24 protein-coding genes are annotated in these 23,643 nt (G+C 73.1%); 13 read left to right on the top strand and 11 right to left on the bottom strand.

Annotated features, from left to right (window positions below):
• Nucleotides 1–95 precede the first annotated feature (95 nt).
• Nucleotides 96–1,694: a hypothetical protein gene (locus F4692_RS00680; protein ID WP_179617737.1), complete on the top strand. Its 1,599-nt coding sequence runs from the start codon at nt 96–98 to the stop codon at nt 1,692–1,694.
• A gap of 3 nt (nt 1,695–1,697) precedes the next feature.
• On the opposite strand, the gene F4692_RS00675 is transcribed toward F4692_RS00680, so the two are convergent.
• Together F4692_RS00675 and F4692_RS00670 are read right to left on the bottom strand one after the other, a co-directional pair.
• On the bottom strand, nt 1,698–3,170 hold the full coding sequence (locus tag F4692_RS00675; RefSeq protein WP_179617736.1) for a gamma-glutamyltransferase: 1,473 nt from the start codon (nt 3,168–3,170) through the stop codon (nt 1,698–1,700).
• Between the two features lie 7 nt (nt 3,171–3,177).
• Nucleotides 3,178–3,744 (bottom strand): O-methyltransferase, encoded by a 567-nt coding sequence (locus F4692_RS00670; RefSeq protein ID WP_179617735.1) that lies wholly within the window; start codon nt 3,742–3,744, stop codon nt 3,178–3,180.
• Nucleotides 3,745–4,166: 422 nt separating this feature from the next.
• On the opposite strand from F4692_RS00670, the gene F4692_RS00665 reads away from it, so the two are divergent.
• From F4692_RS00665 to F4692_RS00645, 5 genes are read left to right on the top strand one after another with little or no spacing between them, the layout of a single operon-like run.
• Nucleotides 4,167–4,307 carry a hypothetical protein gene (locus tag F4692_RS00665; RefSeq protein ID WP_179617734.1) on the top strand — a complete coding sequence of 47 codons (141 nt, stop codon included), beginning with the start codon at nt 4,167–4,169 and terminating at the stop codon, nt 4,305–4,307.
• 10 nt (nt 4,308–4,317) lie between these two features.
• Nucleotides 4,318–5,391, top strand: coding sequence for a 3-isopropylmalate dehydrogenase (locus F4692_RS00660; RefSeq protein WP_179617733.1), 1,074 nt, complete (start codon nt 4,318–4,320; stop codon nt 5,389–5,391).
• 43 nt (nt 5,392–5,434) lie between these two features.
• Nucleotides 5,435–6,523 (top strand): branched-chain amino acid aminotransferase, encoded by a 1,089-nt coding sequence (locus F4692_RS00655; protein WP_179617732.1) that lies wholly within the window; start codon nt 5,435–5,437, stop codon nt 6,521–6,523.
• On the top strand, nt 6,520–8,397 hold the full coding sequence (nhaA, locus tag F4692_RS00650; RefSeq protein WP_308645093.1) for a Na+/H+ antiporter NhaA: 1,878 nt from the start codon (nt 6,520–6,522) through the stop codon (nt 8,395–8,397). The genes F4692_RS00655 and nhaA overlap by 4 nt, the downstream gene beginning before the upstream one ends.
• 57 nt (nt 8,398–8,454) lie before the next feature.
• The gene (locus tag F4692_RS00645; RefSeq protein ID WP_179617731.1) at nt 8,455–9,117 is read left to right on the top strand and encodes a DUF2306 domain-containing protein; all 663 of its coding nucleotides are present in this window, start codon (nt 8,455–8,457) and stop codon (nt 9,115–9,117) included.
• Here F4692_RS00645 and F4692_RS00640 read toward each other — a convergent pair.
• Both F4692_RS00640 and F4692_RS21665 read right to left on the bottom strand, forming a co-directional pair.
• Complete coding sequence (locus F4692_RS00640; protein ID WP_179617730.1) at nt 9,096–9,740, bottom strand: response regulator; 645 nt, start codon at nt 9,738–9,740, stop codon at nt 9,096–9,098. The two genes, F4692_RS00645 and F4692_RS00640, sit on opposite strands and share 22 nt — an antisense overlap.
• On the bottom strand, nt 9,737–10,870 hold the full coding sequence (locus tag F4692_RS21665; protein ID WP_179617729.1) for a sensor histidine kinase: 1,134 nt from the start codon (nt 10,868–10,870) through the stop codon (nt 9,737–9,739). Before F4692_RS21665 ends, F4692_RS00640 begins: the two co-directional genes overlap by 4 nt.
• Before the next feature lie 113 nt (nt 10,871–10,983).
• Here F4692_RS21665 and F4692_RS00630 point away from each other — a divergent pair, with 113 nt between their 5' ends.
• Complete coding sequence (locus F4692_RS00630; RefSeq protein WP_179617728.1) at nt 10,984–11,472, top strand: NUDIX domain-containing protein; 489 nt, start codon at nt 10,984–10,986, stop codon at nt 11,470–11,472.
• Between the two features lie 50 nt (nt 11,473–11,522).
• On the opposite strand, the gene F4692_RS20770 is transcribed toward F4692_RS00630, so the two are convergent.
• Together F4692_RS20770 and F4692_RS00620 are read right to left on the bottom strand one after the other, a co-directional pair.
• The gene (locus tag F4692_RS20770) at nt 11,523–13,064 is read right to left on the bottom strand and encodes an HNH endonuclease signature motif containing protein (RefSeq protein ID WP_257029413.1); all 1,542 of its coding nucleotides are present in this window, start codon (nt 13,062–13,064) and stop codon (nt 11,523–11,525) included.
• Nucleotides 13,065–13,154: 90 nt separating this feature from the next.
• Nucleotides 13,155–13,508, bottom strand: a complete 354-nt coding sequence (locus F4692_RS00620; RefSeq protein ID WP_308645092.1) for a TraR/DksA family transcriptional regulator — start codon at nt 13,506–13,508, stop codon at nt 13,155–13,157.
• Between the two features lie 84 nt (nt 13,509–13,592).
• Here F4692_RS00620 and F4692_RS00615 point away from each other — a divergent pair, with 84 nt between their 5' ends.
• Together F4692_RS00615 and F4692_RS00610 are read left to right on the top strand one after the other, a co-directional pair.
• Nucleotides 13,593–15,347 (top strand): serine/threonine protein kinase, encoded by a 1,755-nt coding sequence (locus F4692_RS00615; protein ID WP_179617726.1) that lies wholly within the window; start codon nt 13,593–13,595, stop codon nt 15,345–15,347.
• An 86-nt stretch (nt 15,348–15,433) separates the two neighbouring features.
• A complete protein-coding gene (locus F4692_RS00610) occupies nt 15,434–16,051 on the top strand; it encodes a DUF5709 domain-containing protein (protein WP_218858115.1) in 618 nt (205 codons plus the stop codon).
• Nucleotides 16,052–16,079: 28 nt separating this feature from the next.
• On the opposite strand, the gene F4692_RS00605 is transcribed toward F4692_RS00610, so the two are convergent.
• Nucleotides 16,080–16,718: a DUF1345 domain-containing protein gene (locus tag F4692_RS00605; protein ID WP_179617725.1), complete on the bottom strand. Its 639-nt coding sequence runs from the start codon at nt 16,716–16,718 to the stop codon at nt 16,080–16,082.
• A gap of 223 nt (nt 16,719–16,941) precedes the next feature.
• On the opposite strand from F4692_RS00605, the gene cimA reads away from it, so the two are divergent.
• Together cimA and F4692_RS00595 are read left to right on the top strand one after the other, a co-directional pair.
• Nucleotides 16,942–18,522: a citramalate synthase gene (cimA, locus tag F4692_RS00600; RefSeq protein WP_179617724.1), complete on the top strand. Its 1,581-nt coding sequence runs from the start codon at nt 16,942–16,944 to the stop codon at nt 18,520–18,522.
• Between the two features lie 18 nt (nt 18,523–18,540).
• Entirely contained in the window at nt 18,541–18,891 is a 351-nt protein-coding gene (locus tag F4692_RS00595; protein WP_179617723.1) for a hypothetical protein, read from the top strand.
• Here the strand turns inward: F4692_RS00595 and F4692_RS00590 are convergent.
• On the bottom strand, nt 18,888–19,478 hold the full coding sequence (locus F4692_RS00590) for a TetR/AcrR family transcriptional regulator (RefSeq protein ID WP_179617722.1): 591 nt from the start codon (nt 19,476–19,478) through the stop codon (nt 18,888–18,890). The genes F4692_RS00595 and F4692_RS00590 overlap by 4 nt on opposite strands.
• Before the next feature lie 72 nt (nt 19,479–19,550).
• On the opposite strand from F4692_RS00590, the gene F4692_RS00585 reads away from it, so the two are divergent.
• Complete coding sequence (locus F4692_RS00585) at nt 19,551–20,102, top strand: NADPH-dependent FMN reductase (RefSeq protein WP_179617721.1); 552 nt, start codon at nt 19,551–19,553, stop codon at nt 20,100–20,102.
• A gap of 42 nt (nt 20,103–20,144) precedes the next feature.
• A complete protein-coding gene (locus tag F4692_RS00580) occupies nt 20,145–21,536 on the top strand; it encodes an amidase (protein ID WP_179617720.1) in 1,392 nt (463 codons plus the stop codon).
• A 143-nt stretch (nt 21,537–21,679) separates the two neighbouring features.
• Here F4692_RS00580 and F4692_RS00575 read toward each other — a convergent pair whose 3' ends face one another.
• Genes F4692_RS00575 through F4692_RS00565 form a run of 3 tightly spaced genes read right to left on the bottom strand, consistent with a single transcriptional unit; the run spans nt 21,680 to nt 23,582 of the window.
• On the bottom strand, nt 21,680–22,288 hold the full coding sequence (locus F4692_RS00575; protein WP_179617719.1) for a CbiQ family ECF transporter T component: 609 nt from the start codon (nt 22,286–22,288) through the stop codon (nt 21,680–21,682).
• Entirely contained in the window at nt 22,285–22,974 is a 690-nt protein-coding gene (locus F4692_RS00570) for an energy-coupling factor ABC transporter ATP-binding protein (RefSeq protein WP_179617718.1), read from the bottom strand. The genes F4692_RS00575 and F4692_RS00570 overlap by 4 nt, the downstream gene beginning before the upstream one ends.
• Nucleotides 22,971–23,582, bottom strand: coding sequence for a biotin transporter BioY (locus F4692_RS00565; RefSeq protein ID WP_179617717.1), 612 nt, complete (start codon nt 23,580–23,582; stop codon nt 22,971–22,973). Before F4692_RS00565 ends, F4692_RS00570 begins: the two co-directional genes overlap by 4 nt.
• Nucleotides 23,583–23,643: the final 61 nt, after the last annotated feature.

Raw genomic sequence — 23,643 nt, 5'->3', positions numbered from 1 at the left:
ACCAGCCGCCCGGTCAGTCTTTCGACGGATGCCCGGTGGGGCGCCGCCGCGGTAGAAACGTGGCTCCTGTGTCGTGGAGAACTGGGGGGAGATCCATGCGTGCTCGTCGCATGCTCGTGTCCGTGCCGGCCCTGCTGGCCTCGATGGCCATGGTGGCGGGTGGGTCGCCCGCCGTCGCCGCCGACGAGCCCGACCTCGCCGTCGACGTACGCGGCAAGCGGGCTGCGTCCGGAGCCCAGCTGCACAAGGCGGCCACCGCCGATGAGGGGGTGATCCGTCGCACGGTGCGCCTCACGGACGTCCAGCACGCGACGGGCACGACGCCGGGCCAGCAGCTCGCGGCCGTCGACGTCGTGGTCGACGTCGTCGCGCAGACGGTCAGCACGACGGCCACGCTCAACGGCACTCCGGCGGGCACGGTGTCGGTTGTGCTCGGCACCTGGAGCGGCAGCACGTGCACGCCGGTCTTCGGCATCGGCATCGCCCCGGGCGAGGCCAACGGGTTGTTCCTCCCGGACGGTGAGGCACTGGCGGCCACCGCATCGGGCCAGGGCAACCAGGTCGGTGCCACGACGGCGCCCCACCCACGGCTGCGCAACACCGCCTTCGAGTGCGCCTACGCCAACGTGGCGGGTGGCAGCCCGTCCACGGTGTGGAGCGTGGCCCCTCCGGAGGACCTGGTCGAGACCTTCCAGCCCGTCCTCGAGGTCGAGGCCGACGACAAGGTGGTGGGTGCCCGGAAGGGGAAGTGGGCCAGGCTCAGCCTCGAGGTCCGCAACACCTCGCGCGGCGCCGCGTCTGCCGTACGCCTCACCGCGAGCGGCAAGGGCATCGACATCCGGACGTCGACGATCGACGTCGGCCCCGTCGGCGAGCGCTCGACCGAGTACCTCGACCTCCAGGTGCGGCTCACGCAGCCCAAGACCAAGAAGGGCAAGAAGCCCAAGCCGCTGAAGGCGCGGACCCTCACCCTGACCGTCACCGACCCCGCAGCCGCGACCGCCACGGCGCAGGCCCAGGTCGTCGTCACCCCGAAGCCCACCGTCCTCAAGAAGCTCACCGGCACGTACTGGTGGGGGTGGGAGAGCACCGACCTCCAGTCCTCGGCCGGGTGGATCAACCACTCCGTGTGGTTCGTCGACAAGAAGTGGGCCTACACCGGCTGGGCCGAGGGGAAGAAGCCCCGTTGCTCCGCGAAGGTCAATGAGTGCCAGCGCTACTCCTACAACGCCCGCACCGGCACGGTGAGGATCGGTAGGCAGAAGGCCAAGGTCACCTCGGCGGGGTTCGCCTTCAAGCACCCCGCCTACAAGGACGAGAAGCTGGAGCTCGAGCCGCTCACGCTGCCGAAGAAGGGGGCCCGGCTGGGGGTCGACCTCTACCACCAGAACTGGTCCGGCTACTGCGCGATCAGCTGCACCTCCTACACCGACTACCTGACGATGGACACCGCGGGGAAGTTCGTGGAGGGCGGCTTCTCGGTCGGCAGCTGGCCCGGGCTGGGCCAGAGCTGGAGCAGCGCCCCCGCCGACCAGCGCGGCACCTACAAGGTCGTCTCGACCGGCATCGTCGAGATGACGTACGCCGACGGCACCCGCAAGCGCGAGGTCATCGGCATCCAGCACGACCCGAGCGGCAAGCCGAACCCGGCGTTCGAGGGCGTGCTCATCGGCGACGTCAACTACTACGAGTAGCCGTCACGAGACCACCTCGGCGACACCCGCACGCCGGGGGTCGGCGACCGCCTCGAGGTGGCCGTCGGCGCCGGTGAGGGCGGCGCCGACCCCACCGAAGTACATCGACGGCTCGTCCTCCACGCGGACGTCCTCGTCCGGTAGCCCGGCGCGGTGGACGTGGACGCGCCGGTGCGCCACGGCGGACGCCAGGTCGAGACCGCCGCTGACGAACCCGGCCAGCGCCGAGACGACGGCCGTGGTGATCCGGTCCGCGCCGGGAGAGCCGATCGCGAGGGTGGCGCCGTCGGCGTGGCGGCCCACCGTCGGTGCCATGTTGGAGAGCAGGCGGCTACCGGGCGCGGATGGGCGGCCGGGCGGGTTGAGCTCCTGCTCGCCGAGGCAGTTGTTGAGCCAGATCCCGGTGCCCGCCGCCACCATGCCGGCGCCGTAGCCCGAGGACACGGTGATCGAGCAGGCGGCACCGTCCGCGTCGGTGACCGACACCTGGGCCGTCGAGCCCGACTCGAGGACCGCGCGGTGGTCGGCGTCGACCCGGTCGAGCCACGCGCGGGACGCCTCGTCCAGGTCGCCCGCGACCTCGAGCTCCTCGCGCCGGTGGCCGAGCACGGCGCGCTGGACCCGGACGAGGTGCGCGACGTCGTCGGCGTCCCACCTGGCGCGGGGGTGGTCGTCGAGCAGGCGCAGCATCGAGGCGACGACGACCCCGCCCACGGACGGCGGCGGCGTCGTGGCCAGGCTCCACGGGCCGACCCGCGTGGTCAGCGGCGCCCGCACCACTGGCTCGTACGCCGCGAGGTCGGCGGCGGACAGCAGCCCCCCGCGCGCCTGCAGGTCGCCCACGACCAGCTCGGCGAGGTCGCCCCGGTGGAGCGCGCGCGGGCCCTCCGCGGCGATGTGCTCGAGGGTCGCGGCGAGGTCGGGCACGACGACGCGGTCCTCGGTCAGCCGTCCCTCCGCGTCGTGGAGCGCTGCCCGGCTGACGTCGTCCCAGCCGAAGACCGTCTCGTGCACGTAGCGCAGGTAGAACCGCGAGGCCGACCCCAGGGCGAAGCCACCACGCGCCACGTCGACCGCCGGTGCCAGCAGCTCGCGCCAGGGCAGTCGTCCGTCCCGCGCGTGCGCCTCGCCGAAGGCCGCCAGCGAGCCGTGCGTGGCCACCGACCCGGGGCCGATCGTGATCGTGACGCCGCCGCCGTACTCGGTCGTGACGTCCCACGTCCGCGCCGGGGGCGCACCCTCGTCACGCCCGCGGCCGGGGCGGTCCATCCAGCCGTCGACGGTGTACGCCGGCCCGGAGGCGGGCTGGACGGCCACGAAGCCGCCCGAGCTGAGGGAGACCAGCCCGACCTCGTTGACCATCGCGACGAGGGCAGCCGCGATGGCGGCGTCGACCGCGGAGCCGCCGGCGCGGGCGACGTCCCCCGCGGCGTCGGCGGCGGCGCGGCTGGGCGCGGCGACGGCGAGCCTGGTCACGCGGGGCCTAGCGGCGCGTGGCGATGACGGTGGACGCGTCCGCGGCCACCATCACCTCGACGGCGGTGAACCGCTCGTCGGTGAGCCACTGCTCGCGCAGCGTGTCGACGCGCCCGTAGGCGATCGGCGGCCAGGACTCGCAGGGGGCGAAGTCGTCGAGGACGACGATCCCGCCGGGCTCGACGAGGTCGATGACGGAGTCCACGCCGACCTCGGAGGGGCTGCCGGAGTCGAGGAAGAGCAGCGAGAACGGCCCGTGCTCGCGCAGCACGCTCCAGTCGGCGGCGAGCACCTCGACCTTCTCGTCGTCGGTGAAGATCTTCGCCGCGGCGCCCGCGAGTGACTCGTCCAGCTCGGCGGTCAGGATCCGCGCACCGTTGCGCACGCCGGAGCGCAGCCACGCGGTCCCGACGCCGCACCCGGTGCCGAACTCCGCCATGGTGCCGCCGCGCGTGGCCGCGAGGGTCGCGAGGAGCCGCCCGGTCTCGTTGCGGCAGAACGCCACGTAGCCGGCCTGCCGGCACACGTCGAACGCGCGCTGGACGATGTCGGGGAGATCCGGGGGAGCAGACATGAGGCAGCCGAGTCTGTCACTCGTCACGGGGATTCCCAGTGGGCGGGCCGACATCTCACCATCTGACACGTTTCGGAATCCGGGTGCCCACGCCTGCGGCGCGGTCGTACAGTCGCACCACCATGCGGAGCGTCTTCGTACTTATCGATCGCCGCGGCGAGGCCTGACAGAGAGGCCACCTCGTCGCGGTGTTCGGCGTTGACGAGGTTCCGCCCCCCGGCCTTTCGCCCCTCAGAGCTCGGCTCTGAGTCCGAAGTCGCCGCCTCCGTGGCGGGTCCCACGCAGCTCCTGCGCGATCCGCACGCTCGTCGGCCGGCAGCCGGGCCGGGCGATCCCCGTACCCCTCGCTTCCCCACCCGCCGCGGTGTCGGTGGCTTCGGACTCACCTCCACCCGACGCACGACCCACCAGGAGTGAGAACGATGTACGACCTCTACCCGGACAGCTGGGGCCCTGCCGCCCACGACCCCGAGAACCCGCGCAGCGCCGAGAACGTCGCGGTGGCCGTCCAGACGGCGCTTGACCTGCGAGACAACGGCGGTCAGTGGCCGGACGACAACTAACGTTCGCCGCATGCCTGACACCCAGCAGACCGCCGCCGCGCCCACGGGCAGCCCGACCCTCGCCGTCATCCCCGGCGACGGCATCGGGCCCGAGGTGACCGCCGAGGCCCTCAAGGTCCTCGAGGTCGCGTCGCCGGTGACGTTCGAGTCGACGCGCTACGACCTCGGCGCCGAGCGCTACCTCGCGACCGGCGAGGTGCTGCCCGACTCCGTGCTCGCGGAGGTCCGCGGGCACGACGCCATCCTGCTGGGGGCCGTCGGCGGCAAGCCCAACGACCCGAACCTGCCCCCGGGCATCCTGGAGCGCGGCCTGCTCCTGCGCCTGCGCTTCGAGCTCGACCACTACGTCAACCTGCGCCCCTCGCGTCTCTTCCCCGGCTCCGCCTCACCCCTCGCGGAGCCCGGTGAGATCGACTTCGTGGTGGTCCGCGAGGGCACCGAGGGCCCCTACACGGGCAACGGCGGCGCCCTGCGGGTCGGCACTCCGGCGGAGATCGCGACCGAGGTGTCGGTGAACACCGCGTACGGCGTCGAGCGGGTGATCCGCGACGCCTTCGCGCGCGCCGAGAAGCGTCCGCGCAAGAAGCTCACGCTGGTCCACAAGACCAACGTGCTCGTCAACGCCGGGTCCCTGTGGTGGCGCCTGTTCGAGTCCGTCGGCGCCGAGCACCCCGACGTCACCTGCGACTACATGCACATCGACGCCGCCATGATCTTCATGGCGACCGACCCCGCCCGCTTCGACGTGATCGTCACCGACAACCTCTTCGGCGACATCGTCACCGACCTCGCCGCCGCCGTCACCGGCGGCATCGGGCTGGCCGCCTCCGGCAACGTGAACCCGGACCGGACGGCCCCCTCCATGTTCGAGCCCGTCCACGGCTCGGCCCCCGACATCGCCGGCCAGCAGAAGGCCGACCCCACCGCCGCGATCCTCTCCGGCGCGCTCCTGCTCGACCACCTGGGCCACGCCGACGCGGCTGCCGCGATCGAGGCGGCCGTGCTGGCCGACCTCGCGGAGCGCGCGCCGGGCACGACCCGTCGTACGAGCGAGGTCGGGGACGCCATCGCCGCCCGTCTCTGAGCGCCCCCACCCCGCCGGTGGGCCGCTGGAATAGGTTGACCCCATGCAGATCAGCACGACCGCCAACCCCACGCCCGTCGACGACGCCCGCCTCGCCGAGATCCTCGCGAACCCCGGCTTCGGCTCCCACTTCACCGACCACATGCTGACGGTGGAGTGGACGCCCGACGCGGGCTGGCACGCGGCCCGCATCACGCCCTACGGGCCGCTCACCCTCGACCCCGCGACGGCGGTGCTGCACTACGCGCAGGAGACCTTCGAGGGCATGAAGGCCTACCGCCACGAGGACGGCTCGGTGTGGACCTTCCGCCCCGAGCAGAACGCGGCGCGGATGGTGCGGTCGTCGCAGCGTCTGGCGTTCCCGGAGCTGCCGGTCGAGGACTTCGTGGCCTGCGTCGACGCGCTCGTCGAGGCCGACCAGCGGTGGGTCCCCGACAACGCTGCCGGGCAGGGTGAGGGCGAGAAGTCGCTCTACCTGCGACCGTTCATGTTCGCCTCGGAGACCTTCCTCGGCGTCCGGCCGGCCCAGCACGTGACCTTCATGGTCATCGCGTCCCCCGCCGGGGCGTACTTCAAGGGCGGCGTGAAGCCGGTGAACCTGTGGCTCTCGGAGTCCTTCACCCGCGCCGGGCGCGGGGGGATGGGCGCGGCGAAGACCGGCGGCAACTACGCCGCGTCGCTCGCCGCCCAGCGCGAGGCCATCGAGAAGGGCTGCGACCAGGTCGTCTTCCTCGACGACCAGGAGTTCCGCTACATCGAGGAGCTCGGCGGCATGAACCTCTTCTTCGTGCGCCGCGACGGCAGCATCGTCACGCCGGAGACCGGCACGATCCTCGAGGGCATCACCCGCGCCTCGATCATCGAGCTGGCCGGCAAGCTCGGTCACGCCGTGGAGGAGCGCAAGTTCTCCATCGACGAGTGGCGCGACGGGGTCGCGTCCGGCGACATCACCGAGGTCTTCGCGTGCGGCACGGCCGCAGTCGTCACGCCAGTCGGGGAGCTGCGCTCGCCGAGCGGCGTCACCCCGGCCCCCGCCAGCACCGAGCTGACCATGCGGATCCGCGAGGCCCTCGTCGGCATGCAGTTCGGCCGTGCCGAGGACACCTTCGGCTGGATGCACCGGGTCGTGTGAGCGAGCAGTCCTCCTGCGACGGGTCGCAGGCGTTCGAGGCGCAGCACTCGCGCTCCCTGCGCGACTTCATGCGCACCGAGTCGATGTCGGCCGGGATGCTCGTCGTGGCGGCCCTGGTCGCGCTCGTCTGGGCGAACTCGCCGTGGTCGCAGTCCTACGTCGACCTGTGGCACACCGAGCTCTCGATCCGCTTCGGCAGCGGTGGGCTCACCATGGACCTGCACCACTGGATCAACGACGGCCTGATGGTCGTGTTCTTCTTCGTGATCGGGCTCGAGGTCCGCAAGGAGTTCGCGATCGGCGAGCTCACCGACCGCAGCCGGGTGGTCGTGCCGCTGGTGGCCGGCATCACCGGGATGCTGGTGCCGGCTGCGATCTTCCTCGCGCTGAACCCGTCGGGGCCGGAGGCGGCCGGCTGGGGTGCGGTGATCGGGACCGACACCGCCTTCCTGCTCGGCGTGATGGCGCTCGTCGGCCCCGCGGTGTCCACCCAGCTGCGGATCTTCCTGCTGACCCTCACCGTCATCGACGACATCGTCGCGGTGAGCGTCATCGGCATCGTCTACTCCGACGGCCTCTCGCTCGGGGCCCTCGCCGTCGCTGCGCTGTGCCTCGTCGTGCTGGTGGTGCTCGACCGGGCCGGGGTCTGGCAGGCGGCGCCCTACGTCCTGGTCGTCCTCGTGCTGTGGATCGCGACGCTGGAGTCGGGCGTGCACGCCTCCATCGCCGGCATGGTGAGCGGCCTGCTGGTGCCGGCGCTCGACCCCCGTCGCGCGGACGTCGAGGCCGCTGCCACCCAGTTCCGGGCGTTCCGCCAGTCGCCGATGCCCGGCGTCCAGCGCGCTGCGCGCCGGTCCCTGACGCGCGCGATCTCCGTCAACGAGCGCCTCCAGGAGGCCCTGCACACCCCGACCAGCAGCGTCGTCGTGCCGGTCTTCGCGCTCGCCAACGCCGGGGTCGACCTGCGCGACGGCGTCCTGGCCGACGCGTTCGGCTCCGCACTGATGTGGGGCATCGTCCTGGGCCTCGTCGTCGGCAAGGCGCTGGGCATCTTCCTCGGCGCGTTCGCGAGCGTACGGCTGGGCTGGGGCCGGCTCCCGCAGGGCGTCGGCATGGGCCACACGCTCGCGGGCGGCGCCCTGTCCGGCATCGGCTTCACCGTCTCGCTGCTCATCATCAGCCTCGCCTTCGAGTCCTCGCGACTCCAGGACGAGGCCAGGGTCGGCGTCCTCGTCTCCGCCGTCCTCGCCAGCCTCGCCGGCTGGCTGGCGTTCCGGTTCGCCGCACGCTTCCTCGGCCAGCGCGACGCCGCCCTGCCCACCCTGCTCACCCCGCCGGTGGATCCCGCCCGCGACCACGTCGTCGGCCCCGTCGACGCACCGCTGACCCTCGTCGAGTACCTCGACTACGAGTGCCCGTTCTGCGCGCGCGTCAGCGGCGTCGGCGACGAGCTGCGCGCCTACTTCGGCGACCGCTTGCGCTACGTCACCCGCCACCTGCCGCTCACCGTCCACCCGCACGCCGAGCTCGCGGCGGTCGCGGCGGAGGCCGCCGGCAAGCAGGACCGCTTCTGGGAGATGCACGCGACCCTCTTCGCCCACCAGGACGAGCTGGAGCTGGAGGACCTCGTCGGCTACGCCGCGGAGCTCGACCTCGACGTCGAGCAGTTCCTGCGCGACCTCGAGGACGAGGACCTCTCGCGCCACATCCAGCACGACGTGGCGTCCGCGGAGGAGAGCGGCGTACGCGGCACGCCGACCTTCTTCGTCGGCGAGACGCGGCACGTCGGCCCGCACGACGCACGCACCCTCATCGCCGCCCTGGAGGCGGCTGGGCGCGACGCCGCCCGCGCCTCGGGTCGGCCGATCGGCTGACCCGGTCCGGCCCGCGGGCCGATCCGTGGCACGTCGCCGACCACGAGGCTCGTGGTCATGACGACGACGGCCCTCCGACCGACCACCGGCACCCGTTCGCGCCGGGAGTGGTGGATCCCCGCGAGCCTGCTCGCCCTCACCTTCGTCCCGGTCCTCGCCGGCGCGCTCCGGGTCGCGGACCTGGCCGCCGGTGAGCCCGACGCCGCCAGCCAGCGCTTCTTCGACTCGCCGCTGCCCGTCGTCGTGCACGTGGTCGGTGCCACGACGTACTGCATCCTCGGCGCCTTCCAGCTCATGCCGTCGTTCCGCCGTCGCCGCCCGGGCTGGCACCGCCGGAGCGGTCGCGTCCTCGTGCCCGCCGGGCTCGCGGCCGCGACGAGCGGGCTCTGGATGACGGTGGCGTACCCGTTGCCTGAGCACGACAACGCGGCGCTGATGGTGCTGCGGCTGCTCTTCGGCGGGCTGATGGTCCTCGGCCTGGTGCGCGGGGTCGTCGCTATCCGGCGCGGCGACGTACGCGCCCACCAGCGCTGGATGGCGCGGGCGTACGCCGTCGCGCAGGGCGCCGGCACGCAGGCCCTGGTGCTCGGCCCGATGGTGGTGGTCGTCGACCAGCCGGGCGGCGGCCTCAAGGCCGCGGGGATGGGCTTCGCGTGGGTGCTCAACCTCGTCGTCGCGGAGTGGCTGGTGCGACGCGGTCAGTCCAGGCGTCGGGTCTGATAGGCCCACAGGGCGAGCTCGACGCGGTTGCGGACGGCGAGCTTGGTCATCAGCGCGCCGAGGTGCGTCTTGACCGTGCTCAGCGAGATGTAGAGCTCGGCGGCGACCTCGTGGTTGGTGAGCCCACGGGCCACGGCGAGGAGGACCTGCTCCTCGCGCTCGGTCAGGGGCGACAGCGGCTCGGCCGGCCGGTCGCGACCGGCGAACCCCTGCAGCAGGCGGGTGGTCACGCTCGGTGCGATGAGCGACCCGCCGTCCGCAGCGGCGCGTACGGCGTGGGCAAGGAGCTCGGGTCCGCAGTCCTTCAGCAGGAAGCCCTTCGCGCCCGCGAGGAGAGCACCGTAGACGTACTCGTCGAGGTCGAAGGTCGTCACCACGACGACGGCCATCGGGTCCGGCACCTCGGGGCCGGCGAGGATCCTGGTCGCCTCGATGCCGTTGAGACGGGGCATGCGGATGTCGAGGAGGCACACGTCAGGACGGATCGCCCGGGCCTGCTCGACCGCGTCCTGCCCGTCCACGGCGGTCGCCACGACCTCGATCCCGTCCTGCGCTCCGAGGATCATCGCGAGGCCGGTGCGCACGATCTCCTGGTCGTCAGCCACCAGCACCCGCAGGGTCATCGCGACTCCTCCCTCGGCAGCACGGCGCGCACGCGCCAGCCACGGTCCGCGCGGGGCCCTGCCTCGAGGGTGCCACCGAGCAGGGCTGCGCGTTCGGTCATGCCGAGGATGCCGAAGCCGCTTGGGGACTGGACGCCGGGGGCGCCGTCGTCGGTCACGGTGAGCTCGACCTCCTCGCCCGTCGCCGTCACGTGCACGCGCACCTCGGTGGCGTCGGCCGCGTGTCGTCGGGCGTTGGCGACGGCCTCCTGGGCGATGCGGTGGATCGCCGCGGCCGTGGTGGGTGCCAGTGTCGCGAGGTCGGCGTCGAGGGCGAGGTCCACGACGGGTCCGCCGGCCTGCGGCTCCGCGAGGTCGGCGAGGTCGGCCAGCGGGCGGTCCGGGACGTCGTCCTCCGCACGCAGCATCCGCACCACCGTGCGGGTCTCGGCCAGGGTGCGGGTGGCCTCCTCGTCGATGCGTCGCAGGGCGTCCCTCGCCGCGCCCGGCCGGGAGTCCGCGACGGCCAGGCCGGCCTGGGCCGTGATCGCGATGGCCGTCAGGTGGTGGGCGACCGTGTCGTGGAGGTCGCGGGCCAGGCTCTCGCGCTCCGCTCGGCGTACGTCGTCGAGCTGGCGCGAGCGCAGCATCGACCGGGTGCGCAGCACGGCGCCCACGGCCGCCGCGGCTACAACGACCGCCGTGCCTCCGACGCGGTCGGCCGTCGCGAGGGGCTGGGACACCAGCGAGATCCCCGCCACCAGCAGGAAGAGGGAGAGGCCGCCGACCATCGCGTCACCCCGCGCCCACCGGGTCAGCGAGTAGGGGATGAGCAGCGCGACCACCGCCGTGTTGAGGTCGTCCGTCGCGCCACCGGCGAGGACCGTCGCCACGCACATCACCACGGCGAACACGACCACCGTCGCCACGGGGATGGTGCGGCGCACGAGCAGCGACGGCAACCAGAACAGGAAGCTCACCAGCGTGAGCACGCGGTGGTCCATCTCCGGGCGCAGCACGGTCGCCTCGACCACGCCCAGCACTCCCGCGGCCGCGACGAGCGCCAGGTCGAGGCTCCCCGGCGGCCGTGCGTCCGCGGGCGCGGGCAGGCGCCACACGGACCGGACCAGCGACCGGGCATAGGTGAGCACGCGTGCACGGTAGTGCGCACGGGCGCCGCCGTGGATCGGCCGGATGGCCGAGGGGGTCAGGTGGTGGCCGCCGACCCTGCCCCGGCGGCACGCCGTTCTGCCAGCATGCACCCATGGCCCCGATCGACCGATCCGTGATCCGGGTCAAGGCGATGCTGATCGCGCCCAACGAGGACTTCACCACGCATGCCGTCAGCGTGAACCCCCCGACGCAGGAGCACCCGACCGGCTACCACCGCCTCATCGGAGGTGGTGTGGAGCTGGGGGAGACCCACCGCGACGCGATCGTGCGGGAGGTGCACGAAGAGCTCGGTGCCGCCATCCGGCACCTGTCCTTCGTGGCGGCCGTCGAGAACATCTTCCACATCGACGGCACACTGGGCCACGAGGTCGTCTTCGTCCACCTCGGCCGGCTCGACCCCGCCCCGGCGCTGGAGGGCGCGTCGCTCATCGAGAGCGATGGGAGCGAGGTCCCTGTCGTCTGGCGGCCCGTGGACGATCGGCGGGAACGACTCCCGCTCTTCCCGAGCGCCGCGGCCGACCTGGTGCGCGACCCGGGGATCCGGAGGTCCTTCGGGGCGGGTGGTCGGCTCGGCCGCTGAGCGTGCCTGTGGCCCCGCCCTCGTGGTGACGGGCGGGGTGTGGGGCGTGGTCATCGTCGGCGGGGTCGCGGGACGTCGGGTGGGTCGTCGCCGATCGGTTGGGTGCCGGTGGGGTCGCGGCGGAAGCGGTGGCCGTGGGGTGAGGTCCACTCGTACGTCCCGGGCGCGGTGGTCTCGTAGTGCCAGGAGCTGTGGGTCTTGAGCCGGTGGTGGGTGCGGCACAGCGGTGCGAGGTTGGACGTGGAGGTGGGTCCGCCGGCGTCGTGGGGGATGACGTGGTCGAGGTCGCAGCGGCGGGCGGATCTCGTGCACCACGGGAACACGCACGTCTTGTTGCGGAGGATCAAGGCCTCGCGGATCCGGGTGGTGGGTTCGTAGGCCGGCGTCGAGAGCTCGGCGTTCAGGTCGATGACGGGACGGATGGTGACCTTGTTATGGGTGTCGGTGCACCAATCCTTGACGTGGTCTAGCAGGATCAGGCGCTGGCCTTCCTCGAGGCGACCGGTCGCGTCCAGCACGGTGTCGCCCACGTTGAAGTGGGCGTGCAGGACGACCTCGCGGGAGTGCGGGAGGTGGGGTCTCGATACGCCTGCTCGTTCCTCACGGGCTACTCGACCGCCTTCTGGTGGAAGGTGGGGTCTCGATACGCCCGCTCGTTCCTCGCGGGCTACTCGACCGCCTTCGTGTACCGCCTCGCGGGCTACCCGACCGCCTTCGTGTACCGCCTCGCGGGCTACTCGACCACCTTCATCTGTGGCGCGGGCTGCTCGACCACTTTGCGTGAACAGGTCGAGGGCGGTCTGGGTGCGGGCGAGGTCTCCGAGTGCAGCGGAGCGGCGGACGTCAAGAGACGCCTCCGAGCCCAATGCCTTCATCGTCGCGGCGCCATGGGCCAGTGCGCGGTCGAGGTCGAGGGCGTCTGCGATGTCGAGCTCGGCCTCGAACCTCATCGTGCCGGCGTAGTGGACGTCCTCGCCGTGGAGGGTGGCGTGGCGGGGGTCCACGTGCTGCCACCCGTCCTCCGGGTCGTCGGCGGGATCAGCGTCGGCGAGGTCGTACCGCTTGATCGCCTCCGCAACCAAGCGGTCCAGCTGCGCGGGACCGATCCGGCCGGCGGCCGCGGCGACCTGTGAGTCGACGAAGGCTGCGGCCTCGACCGTCAACGGAGGTGAGGAGTGGATCGTCGTCTCGGCGACCGACCGGGCCCGCCACGCCGGCACGGCACCCGACTGCACCCCAGTCCACAGCCGTGGGAGTCGGTGGCGCAGCTCGAGGGCGTGTCCGACGAGCCGCTTCGCCGCGGTCGTCGAGATGCCCAGCACCGCACCGAGCTCAGCGATGCAGAACTCCGCGACCAAAGGCGTGCCCGGACCGGCGATGGGTTCCTCGTGCTCACAGCCCGGCACGGCGAACGACGCGGCGGAGTGGATCGACTCCGGCGGGTGGAGGTCCGCCCACCGGGCGGCAACGTCCAGCAGGTCAGCCGCCGCACGATCCTCGGCAGCTTTGCGGGACCGAGCGAGCGCGAGCAGGCCGGCAGCGGAGAGGTCGTCGTCGACCTCCGCTGCGTCCCGTTCCAGCGTCTCGATCATGTGTTCGATTATACGCGAGGGATTCGACAGCCGCCCGTGGTGGAGCGTCAAGATCGGCCTGGGTTTCGGCGTGGGCGCTGAGCGCCCAGCTCACGCGCCGCAATCCCGGCGCGACGCGCACGAGATGCACCACCGCGCTGCCGGCAGCGCGTCGAGCCGAGCTGTGCCGACGGGCGCGCCACAGCGCTCGCACGTGCCATAGGTGCCCGCGCCGACCCTCGCCTCCGCGGCGTCGATCTCGGCGAGGTGGTGCTGCACCTGGCGCACGAGTGCGCCGATCTGCGAGCGCTCGAACGCGATCGTGGCGCCCTCGGGGTCGTGCTCGTCGTCGGCGTTGGTGTCGAGCGACGCCGCGACGATCGACTCGTGGTCGCCGGTCAGGCTCGCCAGCCGCTCGCGCGCCACCTCGCGCTCGGTCGCCAGCCGCCGCCGTACGTCGTCCACGAGCCCATCGTGACGCACGGGTCCGACACCGCGGCACGCTCGTGGATCGGGCCGATCGGTCCCGCCCGCCCGTATCCTCAGGACGTGACGACGTCCCCGCAAGCGCCGCCGCCCGGCCTGACCGTCGGCGGCTACGCCCTCCGCGCGCGGCTGGGCGAGGGCGGCATGGGTGTCGTGCACCTCGGCCAGAAGCCGGGGGAGCGGCCCGTCGCGATCAAGGTGCTGCGTCCCCACGTCGTCGGCGACGACGAGGCCCGCCGCCGCCTCGCGCGCGAGGTCGGCTCGCTCACCCGCGTCCGCAGCCGCCGCATCGCCGAGATCGTCGACGCGGACCCCTGGGGCGAGATCCCCTACGTCGCCACGCGCTACGTCCCCGGCCTGTCGCTGCACGACCACGTCCAGGAGGAGGGCGCGCTGGAGGGCGACGACCTGCTGTGGTTCGCCGACTGCCTCGCCGAGGCGCTCGACGCCGTCCACGCGGTCGGCGTCCTGCACCGCGACATCAAGCCGTCGAACGTCATCATGGAGGGACGTACGCCGATCCTCATCGACTTCGGGCTGGCACGGGTCGCTGATGATTCGCGGATCACGATGAACGGCTGGCTGCTCGGCACGCCGGGCTACCTCGCCCCCGAGATCCTCCACGGCGAGGACGCCACGGCGGCCTCCGACGTGCACGCGTGGGCGGCCACGGTGGCGTACGCCGGCACCGGCCGCGCGCCGTTCGGGCGCGGCCCGTCGGTGGCGATCATGGACCGCGTCCGGCGCGGCGAGCACGACCTGACCGGGCTCGACCCGATGCTGCGGGACCTGGTCGAGGAGGCGCTCGCGCCGGCCGCCGCCGACCGGCCCTCTCTGGACGAGGTCCGCGACTGGATCGACGCGCTGGCCTCCGTGGACCACGTCCCGGGCCAGCCGCTGACCGCACGCGCGGCGCGTACGACCGCCGCGCCCGTGACCCTGCCCTACGTCGCGGTCGCCCAGCAGGCACTGCACGCTCCGACCGAGGTCGAGGCGCAGCCCGTCACCGGGGCCGGCCTGCTCGAGGAACCGTTCCACGAGCCCGTCCACTGGTCGTCGGACTGGGCGTCCGAGACGCAGGACCTCCACGACGACCGCTTCGTCGAGGACCGCTTCGTCGACGACCGCTTCGGTGAGGACGGGGCGACCACCGTCCCGCACCGGCAGACGCGCGTCCTGCCCGACGGCTCGACCGAGTGGGTCTCGCCCGAGTACGGCGCGCCCGCCCGCGAGAACGTGCCCGCAGGGGAGCGCCTGCGCCGTGGCGTCTCGCTCCTCGCGCTGGGCGGCGTGGTGGCCGGCGGGGTCGCGTTCGCGCCCTACCTGACGCTCGCCGTGGTGTTCATCGCCGTGTGGCTGCTGCGCAGCGGGTCCCTGGCCGCGGCGTCGGCCGGCAGCCGACGTCAGCGGCGCGGGGCCAAGTGGTACGACGGCGTCCAGCTGCTGCTGGCCGCCCCCTGGCACGTCGTCGCGGGGCTCGGCGGCACGCTCCTGCTCCTGATGTGGAGCCTCGGCATCGGTGCCGCGATCGCCCTGCTCTGCTTCGCCGCCTCGGTCTCGATGGTCACCTCGCTCGGGCTGGTCGGCGCCTTCTTCGCCCTCGGTCTCTGGTGGGGACCGGGCTCCGAACGCCTGCGCTCGCCGATCCGCCGCGTCGCCGATCCGCTCGCCCGGCGCGGCGTCCCGTGGCTGCTCGTCACCCTCCTGGTCGCCGCGACGGGCACCGGCCTCGGCGCAGCCGCGTCGGCGCAGGGGACGGACTGGGCGCCGTACGAGAACGCCCCCTTCTCCGACGTGCGGCTGCCGGGCTGGCTCTGAGCCGTATTTAGCCGCGGCGTACGTCACGGCGTGCCGGGCGCATGAGTGGGTACAACAGGGGCTCACGCACACCACGAGGAGGCACCATGACTTCCGAGCAGCCGGACGTCGAGACCGAGATCGGGACGGACCCCGCCGTCGACATCACGGGTGACCCGACCGACAACGAGAGCTACCACGGCTACAGCGTCGACGACGAGAACCAGCCGCAGGGCGAGGGCGACAGCCTCGTCGACGACCGCGGGCTCGCGGAGCCGCTCGACGAGGGCTACTCGCCGCCGGAGAAGTGGTCGGCCGCGCAGGGATACGGCAACACGCCGCTCGAGGAGAGCATGGGGGAGTCGCTCGACCAGCGGGTCGAGCAGGAGGTCCCAGAGCCCGACCCGTACGACGTCGCCGAGGCCGAGGCCGAGCGCGGCGACCTCGCCCCGCTGGTCGCCGAGGACTCCTCCGACGGCGAGGCCGTGCAGGCCGAGCTCGACCAGACCGAGGCCGACGGTGACCGCGCCGGTCGCCTCGTCGCCGAGGACGAGGGCGTACGGACCGACACCGAGAAGGACCTCGTCGCCCAGGACGTCGGCATCGACGGTGCCGCCGCCGGAGCCGAGGAGGCGGCCGTCCACGTCGTCGAGGACCCCGACGCCGACGACACCGTCCTGCTCGACTCCGAGGTGCTCGACGAGGAGCCCGACGGCACCGCCTAGGACACCGCCGGACCCGGCAGGCGGGTGCTCAGCCCAGGTAGTTCGTCGTGAACGTGATCGCCACGGTCAGCACGAGCGTGTTGAACACGAACGCGAGCACGCCGTGCGCGAGCACCTGCCGCCGGATCTCGGTGCTGCGGACCTCGACGTCCGTCGTGCCGAAGGTCGTCCCCACGGACACCGTGAAGTAGAGGTAGTCGACGACCCCGGGGTCCGGCTGCGCAGGGAACGCCAGCCCGCGCACCTCGCTGTCGATGCCGACGTAGGTCATCAGGAACCCGACCTGCAGCATCAGCCAGGAGGCCACGACCCCGACGAGGCACACGGCGAGGACGTACGCCTCGGCGGCGCCCTGCTCGTCGGCCCGGGGCATCACCAGGATCACAGCGACCAGCGCGATCACCGCCGCGGTCTGCGCGAACTTCTCCGGCGAGGTCGCCACCCACCGCTCGGCGCGGCTGAGCCGCCTCGACTGCCGCGACATCGCGACTAACCCCGACCGGCCGCCCACCCGCACGCTGAGCCAGGTCAGCGCGAGGTAGATGAGCCCGTAGAGCCCCCACGCGCCGAGGTAGACCAGGAGGGGCTCACCGGGGAGGAAGAGCCCGACCACGACCCCGATCCCCGCCAGTCCCTGACGTGCCGACTCCCGCTGCCACCACCGCATGGGAGGCGAGCCTAGGGGGCGGGCGGCGAGCGCTCATCGGCCGGAGGGACCAGATCCCGAGACGTACGTCTCACGCCGCGGGGACCGGTGGCACGATGCTCCCGTGAGCACCAGCACGATCGTCACGATCATCATTGCCTAGCGCGACGGGACTCCCCGCCGCGCCGACCTCCTGCACCCCAGGAGGTTTTTTCATGTCCGCACCGACCGAGGGACCGCTCCGATGGACCTGCACGGCTCGTTCCACGTCTACGACACCACCCTTCGCGACGGCGCCCAGCAGGAAGGGCTGAACCTCTCGGTCGCCGACAAGCTGACCATCGCGCGGCAGCTGGACGGCCTGGGCGTGGGCTACATCGAGGGCGGCTGGCCGGGCTCGAACCCCAAGGACACCGAGTTCTTCCGCCGCGCGTCGCAGGAGCTCGAGCTCCGGCACGCGAGGCTCGCGGCCTTCGGCAGCACGCGGCGCGCGGGCGTACGCGCCGCGGACGACCCGCTGGTCGGCGCGCTCCGCGACTCCGGCGCCGGGGTCGTCACGCTCGTCGCGAAGTCGCACGACCGGCACGTCGAGCTCGCGCTGCGGACCACGCTCGAGGAGAACCTCGCGATGGTCCGCGACACCGTCACGCACCTGCGCGAGGAGGGGCAGACCGTCTTCCTCGACGCGGAGCACTTCTTCGACGGCTACCGGGCCAACCGGGCGTACGCCCTGGAGGTCCTGCGCACCGCCGCGGAGGCCGGCGCCGAGGTCGTCGCGCTCTGTGACACCAACGGCGGCATGCTCCCCGACTGGGTCTCCGAGGTCGTCCTCGACGTCATCGACACGACCGGCGCCCGCGTCGGCATCCACGCCCACAACGACAGCGGGTGCGCCGTCGCGAACTCGCTGGCCGCGGTCGCGGCCGGCGCGACGCACGTGCAGGGCTGCATCAACGGCTACGGCGAGCGGACCGGCAACGCCGACCTCGTCACGGTGGTCGCCAACCTCGAGCTCAAGCTGGACCGCACCGTCCTGCCGCAGGGGCTGCTGCGGGAGGCCACCCGGATCGCCCACGCCGTCGCCGAGGTCACCAACGTCCCGCCGGCCTCGCGCCAGCCGTACGTCGGCACGTCGGCCTTCGCGCACAAGGCGGGGCTGCACGCCAGCGCCATCAAGGTCGACCCCGACCTCTACCAGCACATGGACCCCGTCGGTGTCGGCAACGACATGCGCCTGCTGGTCTCCGACATGGCCGGGCGCGCGTCGATCGAGCTCAAGGGCAGGGAGCTCGGCTACGACCTGAGCGCCGACCGCGAGCTCGTCACCCGGGTGACCGACCGCGTCAAGGCGATGGAGCAGCGGGGGCACACCTTCGAGGCGGCGGACGCGTCCTTCGAGCTGCTGCTCGCCGAGGAGGTCGAGGGCGCGCGCCCGGCGTACTTCGACGTCGAGTCGTGGCGCGTCATCACCGAGACCCGTCCGGACGGCGAGGCGATCTCCGAGGCCACGGTCAAGCTGCGCGCGGAGGGGGTGCGCTACGTCGTCACCGGCGAGGGCAACGGCCCGGTCAACGCCCTCGACGCGGCGCTGCGCGAGGCGATCGGGCAGGCGTTCCCGGAGGTCGCGAAGTTCGAGCTGATCGACTACAAGGTCCGCATCCTCGACCAGGGCCACGGGACCGACGCGATCACGCGCGTGCTGATCGAGACCACCGACGGCGAGTCGTCGTGGGTGACGGTCGGGGTCGGCGCCAACGTGATCGAGGCGTCGTGGGGCGCCCTCGTCGACGGCCTGACGTTCGGCCTGCGGCGCCACCAGCGCTGACTCGTCTAGGTTGTGCCGGTGAGCCAGCCCGAGGCGTACGACCGCTCCCGCACCGCGGACCGCACGGTCACCGTGGTCGAGATGCTCGCGCTCGCGCTGCTGGTGCCGTTCGCGTCCATCTTCGGCCTGTTCTTCGGCATGGCGTCCGACGGCTGCATCGGCAGCGTGCAGTGCAGCAGCGAGCAGATCACCGTCGGCCTCGGCATCGCGGCCGTGTCGCCCTGGGTGGTCTACGTGGCGGCGCTGGTGGTGGTCGTCGTGCGGTGGGTACGCCGGCGCAGCACGTGGTGGGTCCCGCTCGCGGCGCTCGTGGTGGGAGCCGCCCTCTGGGCGATCGGCGGCTTCGTGGCGGTCGCCGGGGCGCGCTAGCAGCCGACGATGCGGCGCACGAGGTCGTCCCAGCCCGCCTCGATGCGCTCGAGCGAGATCTGCTCGCGGTTGACCTGCTGCTCGAGCACGATCATCTCCAGCGGCGCCAGCACTGCCGTCGCGAGCATCAGCAGGTCGCCGGTCACGCCGAGCTCGCCGAGCAGGTAGCGCACGTGCATGTTGGCGAACGACAGTGCCGCGACCGACCGGGTGCCGGGCGCCCCGGCCGCGGCGATGAGGTCGGCGTGGACGAGGTTGGCGCGCAGCCGTGAGTGGCCGAAGGCGTGCAGGCGCTCCATCGCGGGGGCGCCGGGCCCGAGCGGCGGGGGACCGGAGATCACGCTCGCCTGCCACGCGGTCTCGGACTCGTTGAGCACGGCGGCCATCAGGCCCTCGCGGCTCTCGAAGCGGCGGAAGAGCGTGCCCTTGCCGACGCCCGCCTCGGACGCGACCGTGTCCATCGTCACGCACGCGACCCCCCGGGTCTCCACGAGGTGCAGGGCCGCTGCGAGGATCGCCTGTCTGTTGCGCGCCGCGTCGGCCCGCTCCGGCGCGGGATCGTCCGCGAGCGGCAGCAGGTGGGTCACGCGGCCAAGAGTAGGCGGAAGAAAGTTCCGATCCACCGGAATAGAAGCGGACCGCGGTCCGTTTCGACCGTCATGACCACTCACCACACCCGCGTCGCTGTCCTCCTCGGCTCGTTCCGCGAGGGCTCCCTCAACCGCCGCATCGCCGAGCACCTCCGCGACAACGCCCCCGAGGGCGTCGTCGTCGACGTCGTCCCCGGCCTCACCGAGGTCCCGTTCTACAACGAGGAGATCGACGGCCCCGAGGCGCCCGCCAGCGCCGTCGCGCTGCGCGAGGCCGTCGCGCAGGCTGACCGTGTCCTCGCCGTGACGCCCGAGTACAACGGCACCATGCCGGCCGTGCTCAACAACGCGATCGACTGGCTCTCGCGGCCCTACGGACAGGGCGCCATCGTCGGCAAGCCCTTCGCAGCCATCGGCGCCACGCCCACGCCGTACGGCGGCAAGTGGTCCCACGAGCACGCCCGCCACTCGGCCACCATCGCGGGGGCCGTCGTGGTCGAGGACATCGTGGTCGACGAGCCCGCCGTGGACGGCGACCCGCTGGAGGACGAGGCCGCCGTGCGCCGGTTCCTCGGTGCCCTCGACGCCCTCGTCGCGCACCAGGTCGAGGTCGCGGCCTGATCCGCAGCACGCTCGACCGGCGGTGGGGCTACGGTCGGTGACGTGCTCCACGACCTGACCGCGCTCGAGCAGGGCGACGCCGTACGCCGCGGCGAGGTGTCGCCGCTCGACCTGGTCGAGCACTACGCCGGCCGTGCCGACGACGTCGGCGCCTTCATCACCACCACGCACGACCGGGCGCGCGAGCACGCGCGTGCCCTCACCGAGTCGGGACGCCCCACGGACGCAGGTCCGCTGTGGGGCGTCCCGACCGGCATCAAGGACCTGCACCCCACCGCGGGCGTACGGACCACCTTCGGCTCCGCGGCCTACGACGACTTCGTCCCCGAGCAGTCCGACGCGCTCGTGCTGTCGGTCGAGGCCGCCGGCATGCCGAGCCTGGGCAAGACCAACACCCCGGAGTTCGGCTCGCCCTGCTACACCGAGCCCGACGTGGCGCCGCCCGCCGTGACGCCGTGGGACCGCAGCCGTACGGCCGGCGGGTCGTCGGGCGGAGCCGGTGCCGCAGTGGCCGCGGGCCTGCTCCCGGTCGCGCCCGGCTCCGACGGGGGCGGCTCGATCCGGATCCCCGCCTCCTGCTGCGGGCTCGTGGGCCTCAAGCCGACCCGGGGGCGCGTCAGCGGAGCACCGACGTACGGCGACCCCGTCGGCCTCGCGACGGCGGGCACCCTCGCTCGTACGGTCCGCGACGCCGCCGCGCTCCTCGACGTCCTCGCCGGGCGCCGGGTCGGCGACCCGTACTGGGCACCCCCTCCGTCCGGCACCTTCCTCGACGCCTGCGACCGCGAGCCCGGCCGGCTCCGCGTCGCGCGCTTCGTCACCCCGGTCATCGCCGACGTCGAGGTGCACCCGGCGAGCGTCGCTGCGTGGGAGGACGCCTCGGTCCTGCTCGCCTCCCTCGGCCACGACGTCGAGGACGTCCCCGTCCCGATCCCGCCGGAGGCCGTCGCGGACTTCGAGACCTGCTGGGCCGTCCCCACCGCGCTGTCGCCCGCACCGCCCGGTCGTGAGGACCGCCTGCGGCCGCTGACCCGGTGGCTCGGCGGGCTCGGCCACGCCGTCAGCGGACCGGAGCTCGGGCTGGCGATCGGACGGCTGCGCCAGCACGCAGCCGCCGCGCTCACGGCACTTGCGGCGTACGACATCGTGCTGACCCCGACACTGGCCGCCCCGCCTGCCCCGGTCGGCGCGCTGCGCGACGACGCGGACCCAGCCCGCGACTTCGCCGCGCAGAAGGCGTTCACCCCCTGGACCAGCGCGTGGAACGTCACCGGCATGCCGGCCGTGTCGCTGCCGCTCCACTGGACCGACGACGGGCTGCCGGTGGGCGTCATGCTCGCCGCCCGGCCGGCGGAGGAGGAGCTCCTGCTGGGTCTCGCCGCGCAGGTCGAGCAGGCGTCCCCGTGGGCGGACAGGCGCCCACCCGGCTGGTGAGGTGTCGGCCGCGGTCCCGAGGGCGGTCCGCGCGCCCTTCCGGGTGGCGGCTGCGCACCCGAGATCCGTGCTTCGAGGTAGAGATCTCTACCTCGAAGCAGGGCGGTCACCGGATATCCGGTGACTCCAGCGACACAACACGCTCAGTCGCCGATCCCCCGCGCATGCAGCGCGTCGCCGGTGTCCCGGGCCCGCGCGACGACGCGCACCACGAAGGGGATCAGCCGGGCCCGCGGCGACCGCTCGAGCCCCCGGGCGACGGCGGCGTCGCGCGACTCCTCGGCCAGCGTGATCGTCGACGGGATCGCGCGCAGCATGAGCGAGAACGCGAGCGCGACGGCCTCGGGGTCGACCCCGACCCGTCGCAGCGGCCGCAGCCCGCGTGCGACGGCGTCCATCACCTCGTCGACCGGCGTGGTCACCGTCAGCGTCGTCGCGAGCAGGATGAGCGCGACCAGGTCGCCCACGACCTCGACGGCGCGCGGCCACCCGTCCTGCCACACCGTCCAGGCGCCGAGGATCGCGGCGGTCAGCAGCAGCCAGCGCATCGCCCGCAGGGTCAGGCCCAGGCGGGCGCCCGACCAGACGAGCAGGGCCACGGCGAGGGCGAGGAACCCGAGCGCCGAGACCGGCCCGCGGACCGCGACCACCACCAGGCTCGCCACCACCAGCCCGACCAGCTTGGCGCCGGCGGCCAGCCGGTGCAGCAGCGTGGTGCCCGGCTGGTGGAGACCGAGCAGCTGCGCGCTCACGCGTGGGCCCGGTAGTGCTCGACCACCTCGGCGGGCTCGCCGTCGCGCTCGACCCGGCCTGCGCGCACCAGCAGGACGCGGTCGCAGCGTGCGGCGAGCTCGAGGTCGTGGGTGACGACGACGACCTGCTGCGGCAGCGAGAGCAGCAGGTCGCCGATCCGGCGGCTGTTGGCGAGGTCGAGGAGCGTCGTCGGCTCGTCGGCCACCACGACCGACGGCTCGGTCGCGAGCACGCCGGCGAGCGCGAGGAGCTGTCCCTCCCCGCCGGACAGCCCGTGCACGCTGCGGTCGCCGAAGCCGTCGAGCCCGAAGTCGGCCAGCACCCGGTCGGCCGCCGCGAGGCGCTGCGCCCTGTCCCGGTGCGTACGCCGCAGCGACAGCGCGACGTCCTCGCGAGCCGTCGGCATGACGAGCTGCGCGGCCGGGTCGGTGAAGACGAAGCCGACGCGACGGCGTACCTCGCGGCCCTGGCGGGCGACGTCGAGCCCGTCCACCACGACCCGTCCGGTCGTCGCCGGGACGAGGCCGTTCAGCAGGCGCGCGAGGGTCGACTTGCCGGAGCCGTTCGGCCCGACGAGCGCGACGCGTCGTTCGGTCAGGTGCAGCGAGGTCTCGCCGAGGATCTGCCGGTCGCCGTCGTGCGTGGGGACCGAGACGGTGACCTGCTCCAGGCGGATGTCGCTCACGCGGCGGGCGTGCCCTCGCGCTGCCGTGCGGCACCCGCGGCCACGGGCCGCGCGAGCATGTCGGGGAACGCACGGTGCACGGCCGTGGCGACGAGTGCCATCGCGACGTTCTTGAGCACGTCGCCGAGCCAGAAGATCTTGTCGACGTCCCACGCCTGCCCCCAGGTGAGGTCGGCGCGCAGCACCAGGCCGGCCATGCCGCAGGTGTGGATGAAGATCGCCGAGCTGGCCAGCCCGGCGCAGAAGATCGCGACGGCGCTCACGAGCGAACGGCGGGGGAGGCGCTCGACGATCGCACCGCACAGCCCGGCTGCGAGCGGGAACCCCACGAGGTAGCCGGCGGTCGGGCCGGTGAGCACCGCGAGGCCGGCCGCGCCGCCGGAGAAGATCGGGAGGCCGGCGGCACCCGCCGCGACGTAGAGCAGGACGGCGAGGAAGCCACGCCGTGCCCCGAGGACCGCCCCGGAGAGCAGGACCGCGAAGGTCTGGAGCGTGATCGGCACGGGCCCGGCCACCTTGATCGCCGGCAGCAGGGCGCACACCGCGACGAGTGCCGCGAAGGCGGCGATGAGGGCGATGTCGGTACCGGGGTTGCGGCGCGTGCTCATGGCGGTGTTTCCTCTACCTGAACGGTGATCAGTTGAACGGTGTTCAGGTTAGGGACGACGG

The organism is Nocardioides cavernae, assembly GCF_013410035.1.
GTDB classification, from domain to species: domain Bacteria; phylum Actinomycetota; class Actinomycetes; order Propionibacteriales; family Nocardioidaceae; genus Nocardioides; species Nocardioides cavernae_A.
Note: the sequence above shows the minus strand (reverse complement) of the source record. Positions and strands in the feature narration are given on the sequence as shown.